At 61.0% G+C, this 13,317-nt stretch carries 17 protein-coding genes and 1 pseudogene; 8 read left to right on the top strand and 10 right to left on the bottom strand.

The window, feature by feature from the left end; all coding sequences use genetic code 11:
* Position 1: 1 nt before the first annotated feature.
* The 4 genes from IFT66_RS11525 to IFT66_RS11510 are packed head-to-tail and all read right to left on the bottom strand — an operon-like array spanning position 2 to position 2,728.
* Positions 2-322: a low molecular weight protein tyrosine phosphatase family protein gene (locus IFT66_RS11525; RefSeq protein WP_184654687.1), complete on the bottom strand. Its 321-nt coding sequence runs from the start codon at positions 320-322 to the stop codon at positions 2-4.
* A gap of 25 nt (positions 323-347) precedes the next feature.
* Entirely contained in the window at positions 348-1,292 is a 945-nt protein-coding gene (gene trhO, locus IFT66_RS11520) for an oxygen-dependent tRNA uridine(34) hydroxylase TrhO (protein WP_184654430.1), read from the bottom strand.
* 55 nt (positions 1,293-1,347) lie between these two features.
* On the bottom strand, positions 1,348-2,256 hold the full coding sequence (locus IFT66_RS11515) for a CHAD domain-containing protein (RefSeq protein WP_192077669.1): 909 nt from the start codon (positions 2,254-2,256) through the stop codon (positions 1,348-1,350).
* Positions 2,231-2,728 (bottom strand): CYTH domain-containing protein, encoded by a 498-nt coding sequence (locus IFT66_RS11510; protein WP_113109712.1) that lies wholly within the window; start codon positions 2,726-2,728, stop codon positions 2,231-2,233. The genes IFT66_RS11515 and IFT66_RS11510 overlap by 26 nt, the downstream gene beginning before the upstream one ends.
* A 217-nt stretch (positions 2,729-2,945) precedes the next feature.
* Between IFT66_RS11510 and IFT66_RS11505 the strand changes: the two genes are divergently transcribed.
* From IFT66_RS11505 to IFT66_RS11480, 6 genes are all read left to right on the top strand, one after another.
* Complete coding sequence (locus IFT66_RS11505) at positions 2,946-3,608, top strand: 2-dehydro-3-deoxy-phosphogluconate aldolase (protein WP_192077668.1); 663 nt, start codon at positions 2,946-2,948, stop codon at positions 3,606-3,608.
* A 43-nt stretch (positions 3,609-3,651) separates the two neighbouring features.
* The gene (locus IFT66_RS11500; RefSeq protein ID WP_192077667.1) at positions 3,652-4,062 is read left to right on the top strand and encodes a GFA family protein; all 411 of its coding nucleotides are present in this window, start codon (positions 3,652-3,654) and stop codon (positions 4,060-4,062) included.
* Positions 4,063-4,175: 113 nt separating this feature from the next.
* A complete protein-coding gene (locus IFT66_RS11495; protein WP_192077666.1) occupies positions 4,176-4,889 on the top strand; it encodes a tellurite resistance TerB family protein in 714 nt (237 codons plus the stop codon).
* Positions 4,890-4,900: 11 nt separating this feature from the next.
* Complete coding sequence (locus tag IFT66_RS11490; RefSeq protein WP_192077665.1) at positions 4,901-5,284, top strand: ester cyclase; 384 nt, start codon at positions 4,901-4,903, stop codon at positions 5,282-5,284.
* 112 nt (positions 5,285-5,396) lie between these two features.
* A complete protein-coding gene (locus IFT66_RS11485; RefSeq protein WP_192077664.1) occupies positions 5,397-6,092 on the top strand; it encodes a GNAT family N-acetyltransferase in 696 nt (231 codons plus the stop codon).
* Positions 6,089-6,289: a hypothetical protein gene (locus tag IFT66_RS11480; RefSeq protein WP_062582124.1), complete on the top strand. Its 201-nt coding sequence runs from the start codon at positions 6,089-6,091 to the stop codon at positions 6,287-6,289. Before IFT66_RS11485 ends, IFT66_RS11480 begins: the two co-directional genes overlap by 4 nt.
* 96 nt (positions 6,290-6,385) lie before the next feature.
* Here the strand turns inward: IFT66_RS11480 and IFT66_RS11475 are convergent, their stop codons facing one another.
* Entirely contained in the window at positions 6,386-7,261 is an 876-nt protein-coding gene (locus tag IFT66_RS11475; protein ID WP_192077663.1) for an aldo/keto reductase family oxidoreductase, read from the bottom strand.
* A gap of 94 nt (positions 7,262-7,355) precedes the next feature.
* On the opposite strand from IFT66_RS11475, the gene IFT66_RS11470 reads away from it, so the two are divergent.
* Positions 7,356-8,264, top strand: coding sequence for a LysR family transcriptional regulator (locus tag IFT66_RS11470; RefSeq protein ID WP_192077662.1), 909 nt, complete (start codon positions 7,356-7,358; stop codon positions 8,262-8,264).
* A 4-nt stretch (positions 8,265-8,268) separates the two neighbouring features.
* Here the strand turns inward: IFT66_RS11470 and IFT66_RS11465 are convergent, their stop codons facing one another.
* From IFT66_RS11465 to IFT66_RS11445, 5 genes and pseudogenes are all read right to left on the bottom strand, one after another.
* Positions 8,269-9,354, bottom strand: coding sequence for a nickel/cobalt transporter (locus IFT66_RS11465; protein WP_062461130.1), 1,086 nt, complete (start codon positions 9,352-9,354; stop codon positions 8,269-8,271).
* Positions 9,348-10,004: a DUF1007 family protein gene (locus IFT66_RS11460; protein ID WP_192077661.1), complete on the bottom strand. Its 657-nt coding sequence runs from the start codon at positions 10,002-10,004 to the stop codon at positions 9,348-9,350. Before IFT66_RS11460 ends, IFT66_RS11465 begins: the two co-directional genes overlap by 7 nt.
* A gap of 141 nt (positions 10,005-10,145) precedes the next feature.
* A complete protein-coding gene (locus tag IFT66_RS11455) occupies positions 10,146-11,039 on the bottom strand; it encodes a LysR family transcriptional regulator (protein WP_062461123.1) in 894 nt (297 codons plus the stop codon).
* A gap of 190 nt (positions 11,040-11,229) precedes the next feature.
* A pseudogene (locus IFT66_RS23545) lies at positions 11,230-11,397 on the bottom strand (type II toxin-antitoxin system PemK/MazF family toxin); the annotation flags it as partial.
* Positions 11,394-11,618: a hypothetical protein gene (locus tag IFT66_RS11445; protein ID WP_192077660.1), complete on the bottom strand. Its 225-nt coding sequence runs from the start codon at positions 11,616-11,618 to the stop codon at positions 11,394-11,396. The gene IFT66_RS11445 and the pseudogene IFT66_RS23545, both read right to left, overlap by 4 nt.
* Before the next feature lie 553 nt (positions 11,619-12,171).
* Here IFT66_RS11445 and odc2 point away from each other — a divergent pair.
* Positions 12,172-13,305 (top strand): ornithine/lysine decarboxylase, encoded by a 1,134-nt coding sequence (gene odc2 / locus IFT66_RS11440; RefSeq protein WP_174196097.1) that lies wholly within the window; start codon positions 12,172-12,174, stop codon positions 13,303-13,305.
* Positions 13,306-13,317: the final 12 nt, after the last annotated feature.

Here is a 13,317-nt window from a genome sequence, read left to right as displayed (position 1 = left end):
GCTAGAGATGCCGCGGCACCTTTGTCTTCAGGATTGCAATCAGGCCCGCATCCATGAAGTCGTAATCGTCGGGTATATCGAGACAGATCAGCCGCTTGCCCTTGAGCTGCGATCGGTATCTCTGCTGGATCTTTGCCCGGTGGGTCCGTTCCATGACGAAGAGGGTGTCGGCCCATTCGATCAATTCGGCTGAGAGAGGGTTTTCGGCATCATTGTTGGTGCCGGCGGACGACACCTCGATGCCGGGCCATTCTGCAAAAACCTGCTCGGCCGTCGGGCTGCGCAGCTTGTTCTGGCTGCAGACGAAAAGGATGTTTTTCAGGTTACTCCATCCTTCTCGCGGACGCTCAGCTACCGATATGTTTGACGCCGCGCTGTTTGGCGAGGGCGATCTGGAGCTGCCGCTGACGGTAACGCAACCGGTCTTCCTCGGTGCGGCTGTCGTAGCAATGGGAACAGGAGACGCCTTCCTCATACTTGGGCGAGGTGACATCTTCGGCGGTGATCGGATTGCGGCAGGCGTGGCAGAGCTTGTGGTTGCCTTCCTTCAGGCCGTGCTCAACGGAGACGCGCTCGTCGAACACGAAACACGCGCCTTCCCAGAGGCTTTCTTCTTCCGGCACCTGTTCGAGATATTTGAGGATGCCGCCCTTCAGGTGGTAGACGTCCTCGAAACCCTGCTGCTTCATGAAGGCTGTCGCCTTTTCGCAGCGGATGCCGCCGGTGCAGTACATGGCGATCTTTGGCTTGTTGTGCAGGCCGGTGTTGTTCTTCACCCAGTCCGGGAATTCGCGAAACGTCTTGGTGTTGGGGTCGACTGCGCCCTTGAAGATGCCGATCGCGGTCTCGTAATCGTTGCGCGTATCGATGACGATGGTCTCGGGATCCGAGATCAGCGCGTTCCAGTCCTTGGCCTCGACATAGGTGCCGACTATTCTGTTGGGATCGATATCCTCGACCCCCATCGTGACGATTTCCTTCTTGAGCTTTACCTTCATGCGCACGAAGGGCATTTTCGATGCGCGGCTTTCCTTGTGCTCCAGACTGGTGAATTCGGGCTGGGCGCGCAGAAATGTCAGAAGCTCGGCGATCTCACTGTCGGAACCCGCCACCGTACCGTTGATGCCTTCGCGCGCGATCAGCAGCGTGCCTTTGATGCCGCGCGCGTCGCAGAAGGCCTGCAGCGGCGTCTGGAAATCCGCAAAACGTTCGAACCGCGCAAAGTGATAGAGCGCGGCAACGAGAAATGCGCCCGTGGCTTCGGGGCGGGGGAGAAGGTGGCTTTCGGTCATGCCGGTCCCATACAACCAGATGCGCTGTTGCGCAATGGATCGGGCGTCGTCGTCGTCACGACGCCGCGTGTTTCCAAAGGAGTGCGACAAGCTTGCTTTCGGTGGCGGCACTGTCGGAAAACACCGACTGGGCGATCGGCAGTGCTTCTTTCCGGAGTGCCTGCTGGCGGGCGATGATGGCGGCGAGTAGCCGCGCCAGCGTGTCGCTGTCGCCGAACAGGTCGGGGCTTTCGTTGACGAGGCCCGAGAGAACGGAAAGATCGTGCTCGTGACCTAAAAGATCGACCAGTGATTTCGCCTCGGCCTGTTTGGCGCGCATCGCCGACGGCCAGATGTCGCGCAGGAGGGCAAGATGCATCCAGTAGGTCTGGCCGCTCTTGCGCAATTCGTGGAATGCCTCGGCATGGGCATTGCCTTCGCATTCCTTTATCGCGGCGATCGCCTGCAGGCGTTGTTTCTTCCAGACCTTGGCAAGCCGGTTGGCGGTCTTTTCCGGCCGGTCGTCGAGGGAGAGGCCGTGCAACGCGTCGATGGCTTCGTGGCAGATGATCACCGCCGTCGCCATGCGGGCGGGCAGGTCTTCCTGGCTCTCGGCAATCTCGTCGCGGCGTTTGGAAAGCGCGTCGCGGGCGAATGCAAGGGCTGCCTGTTCTTCCGGCAGAGTAGATTGACCGGCGAGATAATCGACCGTTTCGACAAGTGCCGTTGCATCGCGCACGGCAGAGAGGCTGCGGGCCATGTCGCCGATACGCTTGTTTTCGCGGCTTCTGAACTCTTTGGCGTCCGGCTGGATCAGGCGGTACAGCGCCCGCACGCGCTTGAAACGCTTGCGCGCATCGTGGATCGCCGTGTGCGCCCCATCAGGCTTGTCGGCGAGATATCGGACCGCCTTCGACAGCTGCTGCTCGGCAACCGCGACGAACTCGGCGGTAAACGGCTTATCGGGTCGCAGGTGGTAGGCCATCGAGAAGCTCCCGGCTCAGATCCTGGTTGGCCATGACGGCATTGGAATAGCGGCGATCGCCGGTGACGTCGTCGCCGATCCAGTCCGGTATCGGCGGACGTTCGGTTTCGCTTTGAAGTTCGACCTCGGCGACAACCAGGCCGTTATAGACGCCTTCATACACATCCACTTCCCAGGTGTAGCCCTGATGCTCGACATTGAAGCGGGTCTTGTCGAGGACGATGCCGGTGGCACCAGCTGCCATGTCCTTGGCATCGGCGAGCGGAATCTCGTATTCGAACTCCGAGCGCGAGAACAATTCCGAGCCGATCTTGATCGTCAGCTTGGCCTTCTCGTCATCCATGATGCGAACGCGAACCGAGCGATCAGCGGCAACGGCGATATAGGCCTGCAGGAACCGCGAGGAGGATGCGACCTCGTTCCGCCAGGCATCGTTCTTGACCAGATACTTGCGCTCGATTTCCTGTCCCATGGGCCTCGTCTTGGTTGTGGAGATGTACCGTAGCGCAAAGATGCACAAGGGCAAGAGTATCGGCAAGAGCATGGTAAAGCGGTGCTTCGGCCGGGTGCTTAAGAGAAGTCGGCAAGGGGCCCGAGGTTGCGTCGATCGGGGGATTTGTTCTCGACAATGACGTGATCGACCGTTATTTCCGGGCAAGGGATTTCAATCGTTTTAGGGAGTGTTCTTCATGGCTGACCAGATTCCGGGCCAGAACCCAAGCAAGACTGAAAAGCTGCTGACCATCCTGAAATTGCAGCCCGTCGTTCCGGTGCTGATCGTTGACGATGCGAAGTCTGCTGTCGGGCTTGCGCGGGCGCTGGTCGCCGGCGGGCTCCGGGCGATCGAGATCACCATGCGCACGCCGGCAGCACTCGACGCCGTGAAGGCGGTTGCAGCCGAAGTCGAAGGCGCCAATGTCGGTGCCGGCACGATCCTCAACGCGAAAGACTGGGAAGCCGCCGTGAAGGCCGGCTCGACCTTTATTGTGTCGCCGGGCGTTTCTCCGGGCGTGCTGTCTGCCGCCAAGGATTCGCCGGTTCCGCTTTTGCCGGGTGCAGCGACTGCCAGCGAAGTGATGACGCTCCGGGAAGCCGGTTACAACGTGATGAAGTTCTTTCCTGCCGAGCAGGCCGGTGGTGCCGCCTATCTGAAGGCCCTGTCATCGCCACTCGCAGGCACGCTGTTTTGCCCGACCGGCGGCATTTCGCTGAAGAATGCCAACGATTACCTGTCGCTCCCCAACGTCATCTGCGTCGGCGGTTCCTGGGTAGCCCCGAAAGAACTCGTCGCAGCCGGCGACTGGGCCGCGATCACCAAGCTCGCCTCCGAGGCTTTCGCGCTCAGGGCTTGACGCTGAAAGCCGGAATGACCAGCATGGGACCATGGAGGTCCCTATGCAGAATGGCTCTTACGAACATGAACTGCGCCATAGGGGATCATGCCTCTGCGGCGCAGTGACGTTCACCATCGAAGGTGACATTGCCGCGCCCGACGCGTGCCACTGCTCGGCCTGTCGAAAGCAATCCGGCCACTATTTCGCATCCGTCGATGTCGCCCGGGACAAGCTGGCCGTCGAGGGTGGCGAGAATGTTTGCTGGTATCAATCCTCCGAAAAGGTGCGGCGCGGGTTCTGCGGGACCTGTGGGTCCTCGCTGTTCTGGGATTCGACGCAGCGCGACTGGATCGCGGTCGCGATGGGTGCGTTCGATGCATCGACCGGTGCACGGTTGAAGAAGCACATCTTCGTGGCCGATAAGGGCGACTATTACGACATCGCCGACGGGTTGCCGCAGAACCTGCGATAGGGCGTGGGGCCAGACGCCGTTTCTGACATTTTCGTTATCGGCAGCGCGGGAAAATTGTTTTCCTGTGTTGCCGTTCCTATCTCCGTGTTCGAATTCAACAGTAGGAGATACGGATGTTCGACGCAAAGAAGCTTCTTGACCAGTTCCTGGGTTCGCAGGTTCCCGGTCTTTCGGGAAGCGTGAAGGGCCGGGCTGGGCAGTTCGGCGATATGGCGAAGAACAATCCGTTGAAGTCTGCAGGCATTGCCGCCGCACTTCTCGGCACCAAGACCGGCCGCAAGATTGCCGGCAATGTGGTGACGGTGGGCGGCATCGCAGCTGTCGCGGGTCTCGGGTATCTCGCCTACAAGAACTACAAATCCGGCCAGTCGCCGCAGGCAGCGATTCAGCCGACGCCGTCTGCTGCAGAGCCTATCGCGCTGCCGCCGCCGGGCAGCCCGTTTTCGCTGCAGTCGCCTGAGCTCACCAACGATTTCGCCCTGACCCTGGTGCGCGCCATGATCGCTGCCGCCAAGGCGGACGGCCATATCGATGCGGCCGAGCGGGCCAACATCATGAACAAGGTCCATGAAGTCGATCTCGGCGACGAGGCGGAAGCGTTCATCCGCGACGAGCTTGCGAACCCTGTCGATATCGACGATCTGGTCGCTGCTGCCCGCACGGAGGAGCAGAAGGTGGAGCTTTACACCGCGACCCGCATGACGATCGATCCCGATACGCGGGCCGAGCGCGGTTATCTCGATCTTCTCGCCGGACGCCTCGGCCTGCCCGATGCTTTGCTCGAGCATATCGATGCCACGGTCACCGCGGCAAAAGTGCCCGCTTAACGGGCGAGAACATGGGTAACGATCTCGGTGAAATCTACCGCGATTACATCCATTGCCTGAACCGGCAGGACTGGGGGCGGCTCGGGCAGTTTGTGGATGACGATGTCATCCATAATGACCGGCCGCTCGGGCTGTCCGGCTACCGCGACATGCTCGTCGGGAATTTCAGCGATATTCCCGACCTGCGCTTTTCCATCGATCTGCTGGTCGTCGATCCGCCGCATGTGGTCAGCCGGTTGCTGTTCGATTGTTCGCCTCGGGCCGAGTTTCTGGGGCTTCCGGTCAACGGGCGCCGGGTGTCGTTTAGTGAAAACGTCTTTTACGGGTTCCGCGACGGCAAGATCGTGCAGGTCTGGTCGATTGTCGACAAGGCCGCCATCGAGGCGCAGCTGTAAGCTCCATCGATCGCTTCCGCCGGTTGCCTTTCCACAGGTGCTGGCCTAAGCCTTGATGCCTCATCTGCAGCGGTTGCGACGCAGCCGCTGCCATCTTGCTGGACCTGCCCGAATGCGCGATCTTTCCAATTACAAAGTTGCCGCTCCCAGCCCCGTCACCCTGACCGGACGGTTCGTGACGCTCGAGCCCTATGACCGTGAAAAGCATCTGGCTGATCTCTGGGAGGCGCTGGGCGGTGCCGAGGGGATCAACGAGCTGATCCGCTATTTTCCGAACGATCAATATTCGACCGCCGAAGAGTTTGGCGCGTGGCTGGACAATGTGAATGCGAATTTCGGCTTCGTAACGCTGGTTGCGCGTGAAAACGCCTCTGGCGCGGTTGTCGGCATGGCGAGCTATATGCGGCCGGACCCGAAGAACGGTGTGATCGAGGTGGGGTCCGTGGCGCATGGGCTTGCCATGAAGCGGTCGCCAATGTCGACAGAGCTGCATTACCTGATGGCTCGCCACGTGTTCGAGACGCTGGATTATCGTCGCTACGAATGGAAATGCCACAACGAGAACGAGCCTTCCAAGGTGACCGCGCTGCGTTACGGCTTTACTTTCGAAGGCGTGTTCCGGCAGCACATCATCTCGCGCGGTGCCAACCGCGATACGGCCTGGTTTTCGATGATCGACAGCGAGTGGCCGGTGATCAAGGCCGGGTTCGAGGCCTGGCTCTCGCCCGATAATTTCGATGAAGACGGCCGGCAGAAAAAGCGGCTGGAAGATCTCAGGGCCGAATTTGCCGGCGGGAAAACCACATGACGCCAGAAGCGAAATCACAGGCGATCGCGGCTGCCGCCATTCTCTTCGGCGCGGCGGTGGTCATCTATCTCATGCCGACCATCGTGTTGTGGATCGGCAATTACTCGCCGCTGCTGGCGTTTTTCGTCGGCGCGCTGCTGGTTCTCGGCTTCTTCCTGATCTTCTGGCTGCGGGCGCGGTACCAGCGGCGGAAGTAAGTGCGAGATTTAGTCGGGTCGGGCGAAAGCCTGAAACGTCCTCATCCCTGTGTCTGCCACAGGGATGAGATATCCGTGGTGAGCTAGCAGCTCACCTCAGGCCGGCTTGGCGCCGATCGCTTCCAGCTCCGCCATCACATCCGCCGACAGTTCGATATCGGCGACGGCGAGGTTTTCGCGCAGGTGCCCGCGCGACGAGGTGCCCGGGATCAGCAGGATGTTCGGCGAGCGCTTCAGCAGCCAGGCCAGTGCCACCTGCATCGGCGTTGCGTCGAGCCTTGCTGCTACATCCGACAGCGTCGAGGATTGCAGGGGCGAGAAGCCGCCGAGCGGGAAGAAGGGGACGTAGGCCGTGCCTTCTGCCGCCAGATGATCGATGAGGTCATCGTCGTCGCGGTGCGCGAGATTGTACTGGTTCTGGACGCAGACGATCTCGGTGATCTTGCGGCCATCCTCAACCTGCTTTCGCGTCACGTTCGACAGGCCGATATGCTTGATGAGGCCCTCGCGCTGGAGTTCGGCAAGGATTGTCAGCGGTTCTTCCAGCGAGCCTTCGGCCGGACCGTGGACATCCAGCATGGAACGCAGATTGACCACCTCCATCGCATCGAGACCGAGATTCCTGAGGTTATCGTGGACGGCCTTCGTGAGTGCTTTTTTCGAAAAGGCCGGGTTCCAGGATGCGTCCTCGCCTCTGAGGGCGCCGACCTTGGTGACGATCACGAGATCGTCGCTATAGGGATGCAGCGCTTCGCGGATGATCTCGTTGGTAATATGCGGACCGTAGAAGTCGCTGGTGTCGATATGGTCGACGCCGGCTTCGATCGCTTCGCGCAGCACCGCAACGGCTTCCGCGCGGTCTTTCGGCGGGCCGAACACGCCCTTGCCGGCTAGCTGCATGGCGCCGTAGCCGAGACGTTTTACGTGTCGGTCGCCGAGTTTATAGGTGCCGGCTTTTTCAAGATTGGTCATGGTTTTACTCCCTGTCGGATGAGGCAGAGATAGGGCTATCCAGCCCGCGCGATAATCGGTTACAATTCGGACGGGCTGTACGGCAGGGCGGACAATGAAATACGACGCTGGTGATCTCGGGGCATTCGTCGCGGTGGCGAGAACCAAAGGGTTTCGCGATGCTGCCCGGCTGACCGGCGGAAGCGCTTCCGGATTAAGCGATGCAGTCCGGCGTCTGGAAGAGAAGATCGGCGTCCGGCTTCTCAACCGCACGACCCGCAGCGTCACTCCGACGGAAGCGGGCAGGGCACTGCTCGACCGGCTGGGACCGGCGCTATCGGAAATGGAAGCGGCGCTCGACATGGCTGCCGGGTTTCGGGGGCGGCCGGCGGGACTGTTGACGCTGAATGTGCCGGCCAGTGCGGCGCGGATCGTCCTGCCGCAGATCGTGCCGGCGTTTCTGGCTGCCTATCCGGACATCCGTCTCGACATCATGACCGACGAGAGCTTCGTCGATATCATCGCTGCCGGCTGCGATGCCGGCATTCGCTATGACGAACGGCTGGAGCAGGACATGATCGCCGTGCCGATCGGTCCGCGCGTACAGCGTTTCGCATTGGCGGCGTCTCCCGCCTATCTTGCCGCGCGGGGCCGACCGGGCCATCCGCGGGATCTTTTGGCGCATTCCTGCATCCGGAGCCGGTTCAGGGACCGTCCGGTCACGCCCTGGGAGTTCGAACGCGATGGCGAGGAGGTGGTGGTGGATCCACCGGCGCAGCTGATCGTGCAGGCGGGTGGCGGGTCCGATCTCGGTGTGGACGCGGCGATTGCCGGCACCGGTATCGTCGCGCTGTTCGAGGACTGGCTGAAGCCGCATTTTGACAGTGGTGCGCTGGAGCAGGTGCTCGAGCCGTGGTGGCCCTCATTCTCAGGGCCGTTTCTCTACTATCCAGGGCGACGGCTGGTGCCGGCTCCGCTGCGCACCTTCATCGATTTCATCAAGGCGATGCCGCAGCCGGGTTGAGCGTTCAGCCCTGCAGCGAGGCGCCGAGCAGGGAAAGGCCGATCAGCAGGATGAACAGGGCGCCGCCGATCTCGATCGCATGGCCGATGCGTCGTCCGCTGCGCGAGCCGGGGCCTGCGAACTTGAGCGCGATATCCTTGGCGCCGACGGCTAACGTTGCGAGGATCGTCACCGTGATCGCCGTGCCGATCGACATGGCGAGGACAGACAGCACGCCGCCGAGATAGAGGCCATTCAGAAGCGAGAAGCTCATGACGAGGATGGCGCCGGAGCAGGGGCGCAGTCCGACGGCAATGATCGCCGACCAAGCTTCCTTGAGGTTGAAGTTGCGGGCGCCAAGCGTCGACGGGTCCGGCATGTGGCTGATGCCGCAGGCCTCGCAGGTGTCGCTGTCTCCCTGAAATGCGTGGTCGTCGATCTCGACTGCCTGGAATTTGAGACCGGTCGCGCGTCGTCCGTTGGAAGAGCCGTCGAACAGCATGGCGGTCGATCCGCCGGCTGAAGTCGCCGCTGCCGCTGTCCGGCCGCGGTCTGGAGCGCGCACGACCCGCATGCGGAGTGCCCGGATCTTCTTGACCAAAAGCCAGGCGCCGAACAGGGAGACCATGGCAAAGCTTGCAACCTCCATGGTCCAGGTGGCCTGGGTCATGGTGATGCCGGTGCCGCGGAGCAAGACGAAGGCAGCGCCGACCACGAGGATCGCCACCAGGCCCTGCAAAAGCGCGGAGATGAAGGAGATCGTGACGCCGCGGCGCAGTTCGACTTCGTTGGCGATCATGTAGGAGGAAATCACCGCCTTGCCGTGGCCGGGGCCGGCGGCGTGGAAGACGCCATAGGCAAAAGACAGGCCGATCAGGCCGACAAGCGCAGACGGATCCTCGCGCATCGCCCGCAGTGCGCCGGTCAGAGAGCGGTAGAAGCCCTGCTGGTAGGCGTTGATCCACTGGAAGAAGGGGGCGAGCGGGCCGCCCACCGAGAAAGAGGGTTCCGCTGCACCGACGCCGAGCGGCGACTGGGCGTGGGCGGCGGTGGCGACCAGCGTAGCCGCGAGAGCGGCAAACAGCAGGCCGGTCGACGCTTTCCTCAGCATGTCACTTCCATGCGGGTGGCAAAGAGCTTTGTCATGTCGGTCCCCGTCGGATCGTTGAAGAAGGCATCGGTGAGCGAAGCGCTGTTTTGCGAAATCACATCGTCTGGATCGGGCCGTACGACCTTGTGCTGGCACTTCTCGAAGCCCGCACCCTTCAGCACCAGATCCTTGTCGGTGGGGAAGTCGATCGCCGTGTACATGGTGGGATCGTAGATGCCGAATGTGAGCTTGCCCTTGAGCGGCACGGGCTTTTCAGGCTTGACCGCAAAGATCAGCATCAGCTGCTTATCCTGCATCGTGGTGTGAAAGACTTCCGGCTTCTTTATGCCGATCTGGGCGCCGTCCAGCGTCACGGTCGAGAAGTAATGGTAGTCCGCAAGCGACGTGCGGATGGTTTCGCCGAGTTCGGCGAGTTCATGCGGATCGAGCTTGAGATCGCCGTTCTTGTCGAAATCGAGGATGACGCTCGAGGAGAACACTTCATCGAAGCGCCAGACATTGCGCAGTTCCTGCACGGTGCCATCGGCGCCTGCGACAATCTCCAGCCGGGCCTCGGCAAAGATATGCGGATGCGCAAGTGCCGGCGCTGGAACGGCGAAGGGTGCAGCCAGGGCCGCTGCCGTCAGAATTGTCGCAAGTCTGTTTCGCATATCCGAGCAGGTCCAGCATAGTTGCGCAGCGGCATTGCGTCCGGACCTGCGCCAAATCAAAAGGGGTGTCGTTCGTCCGCAAGCTGTGGTCTGGCCCCGAAATGGGACGGAATTTCGACTGCGGCGTTACAGCATTACATGTCAGCGCGGCTGGCGGAACCAGTTGGCGAGAAAATCCACGAAGCTTCTCACCTTGGCCGGGAGGTAACGGCGATGCGGATAGACCGCATAGATGCCGCGTTCACGGGTGATGTATTCGTCGAACAGATTGACGAGTTCGCCCGACTGGATCGAGGCCATGGCGACGAAGTCTGGGATGATCGCGACGCCGAGACCGGCGCGGGCCGCGCGCAAGGTTGCCTGCGGACTGTTGACCTCGATCGGGCCGGAGACCGCAACTGAAATCATCGAGCCATCAGGATCGACGAAGCGGATATTGTTGTGCCAGCGCGAATTGGTGTCGATAATGAACGGCACCTTGTTCAGCTGCTGCGGATGCGTAAGGGGCCCGTATTGCGCCACGACATCGGGCGTTGCCACCGCATGGACCCGGAAATCGGCGAGCTTCTTGGCGATCAGGCCGGAATCCTCCAGCCGGGTGATTCGGATCGCCAGATCGAAATTTTCCTCGATCAGGTCGACAAACCGGTCATCGGCGACGATTTCCAACTGGACGTCCGGATGCGCCTTAGCGAAATCGATGAACGACTGGCCGACATCCGCATCGATGAAGGTGCGCGGCACGGAGATCCGCAGGCGGCCCTTGAGATCGGCATTGTTCTCGCGCACGAGGTCCGCGAGATTGTCGATCTCCTTCAGGATATCGGCAGCGGTGCGGTAATAGGTGTGGCCCGCCTCCGTCATCGAGAACTGGCGGGTGGTGCGGTTGAGAAGAAGCGCGCCGAGATCGTCTTCCAGTTCGCGGACATATTTCGACAGCAGCGCCTTGGAACGGCCGGTGCGACGGGCGGCGGCCGAAAAGCCCTCGGCCTCGACCACGTCGATGAAGGCGCGCATGCGGGTGAGTGTGTCCATGGGCGAAGGGTGCTCCCGATCTCAGAAGTCTTCTGTCTCCGCCAGGGAAAGCAGAAATACAAGCGCTGTGCTGAGCCGACGCATGTCTTTCTGGCTGACGGCGCCGATCTGCTGCCAATTTCAAGCAAGCGACGCCGATGAACTTGTCCGTCATGACCTGTGACGGATGCCGCAGGCCATTTTCCGGATCGGGTTCGACAAGGATGCCGAAGTCGAGATCAAGACGTGTCGATGTCATCGGGCAGACGACGACCGAAGGACAGGTATCGGACAAATCGTTCGTCTGGATCACGATGGCCGGGCGCGGCTTCCCGTAGTCGCCGGAGATGGAAACGGTGACGATGTCGCCTCGTTTCATTCTTGCCGCGTCCCGCCTGGCTCGTCCTCATTCCAATCCGCAACCCTCTCCATCCATTCGAGGATCTCACGTTCCTCTTCCGGACCAAGGCTTGCGATCGCGGCTGCCAGCCGAGCCTGGGCCTCAGGGCTTTTCAGCTCCAGAAGCTGCTCCCGAATTTCAGGCGAGATCACCGTTGAGGACGGTGATCCATGTGTGGTCTGCTTCCCAACCGTCGGCATCCAGTATCTCCAACGCTGGCCTGTTCCACCAGTGGAATCGTGCGCGTGCCCTCGCGGAAATTCTACCGGGGGCTGCCTTTTGATTATTTTCCCCCCGGCCCAAAATACCGCTTGATTATGACCGCGAATATTCTTATCTCCCGTGCAGCCCAAAGTCGCACGTGCCCGTGGGTGTCCGCCGACCCTCTATTTGGTGAGGTCATCGGTAAGGTACCTGGAACTAACCCCTCCAGTCGCTATTCCGGCCATCCGGGAAATGCGAGGACATCTAAAGCAACGACGGTGCGGGCCTTTTTGTTCTCTCCCGGCTTTCCAACAGCCGGGGTTACTGAAGAGGCACACCATCATTGCCGGAAGTGCGGTAGGGACCTCCCTCCAATCCATGGCAGACAAAGCCGGATTTTCGTTCTTGGCAGAACGTTGATCCACTTACCGCGCGTTTGAGCGTGTCAGGGAACCGGTGTCTCCACCGACTGGATCCTGGCGCATGTTCATCCGTCCTTTGTCCTCCGGTTCGCAAGCCGGAGCCTTTGAGATTTGGAAGGGATTGACCATGACCACTGCCCGCATCCTCGACTTCATCAAGACCCAGCGTCCCGATGGTCCCTACCTCGTGGTCGATCTCGATGTCGTGCGCGACAATTTCAACGCCTTCCGTCATGCCCTGCCGGACAGCGCGATCTACTACGCCGTGAAGGCCAATCCCGAGCCGGCAATCCTCAAGCTTCTTGCTTCGATGGGTTCCAACTTCGACTGCGCCTCCGTCGCCGAAATCCAGATGGCACTCGATGCCGGTGCAAACTCATCGCGCATCTCGTTCGGCAACACGATCAAGAAGGAACGCGACATTGCGCGTGCTTTCGCGCTCGGCGTTGGCCTCTACGCCGTCGACAGCCATGAGGAAGTCGAAAAGATTTCCCGTGCAGCTCCGGGTGCAAAGGTGTTCTGCCGCGTGCTGACCGATGGCGAAGGCGCCGAATGGCCGCTGTCGCGCAAGTTCGGCTGCGTGCCGCAGATGGCCGTCGACGTTCTCGTCTACGCACACCAGCTTGGTCTCGAAAGCTACGGCGTCTCGTTCCATGTCGGTTCGCAGATGACGAAGGTCGATGCCTGGGATGCGGCTCTGGCCGATGCCAAGCGCGTGTTCAGCCAGCTCGCAAAGCAGGGTATCGTTCTGCAGATGGTCAACATGGGCGGCGGTTTCCCGACCAAGTACCTGCGTGACGTGCCGAAGGCTGAAGAATACGGCCAGGCGATCTTTGCTTCGCTGCGCAAGCATTTCGGCAATAACCTGCCGAAGACGATCATCGAGCCGGGTCGCGGCATGGTCGGCAATGCAGGCGTCATCAAGGCTGAAGTCGTTCTCGTGTCGAAGAAGTCCGACAACGACAACCACCGTTGGGTCTTCCTCGACATCGGCAAGTTCGGTGGTCTCGCCGAAACCATGGACGAGGCTATCCGTTACCCGATCCGCACCGAGCGGGACGGCGACGCGATGGAGCCTTGCGTTCTGGCCGGCCCGACCTGCGATTCGGCCGACGTGATGTACGAGAAGAACATGTATCCGCTGCCGATCTCGCTTTCGATCGGCGACGAGGTTCTGATCGAGGGCACCGGCGCCTACACGACCACCTATTCGGCGGTTGCGTTTAACGGCTTCGATCCGCTCAAGGCCTACGTCATCTAAGGCGTTACAAGC

The sequence above is a fragment of the Rhizobium sp. CFBP 13726 genome, assembly GCF_014841925.1.
GTDB classification, from domain to species: Bacteria; Pseudomonadota; Alphaproteobacteria; order Rhizobiales; family Rhizobiaceae; genus Neorhizobium; species Neorhizobium soli.
Note: the sequence above shows the minus strand (reverse complement) of the source record. Positions and strands in the feature narration are given on the sequence as shown.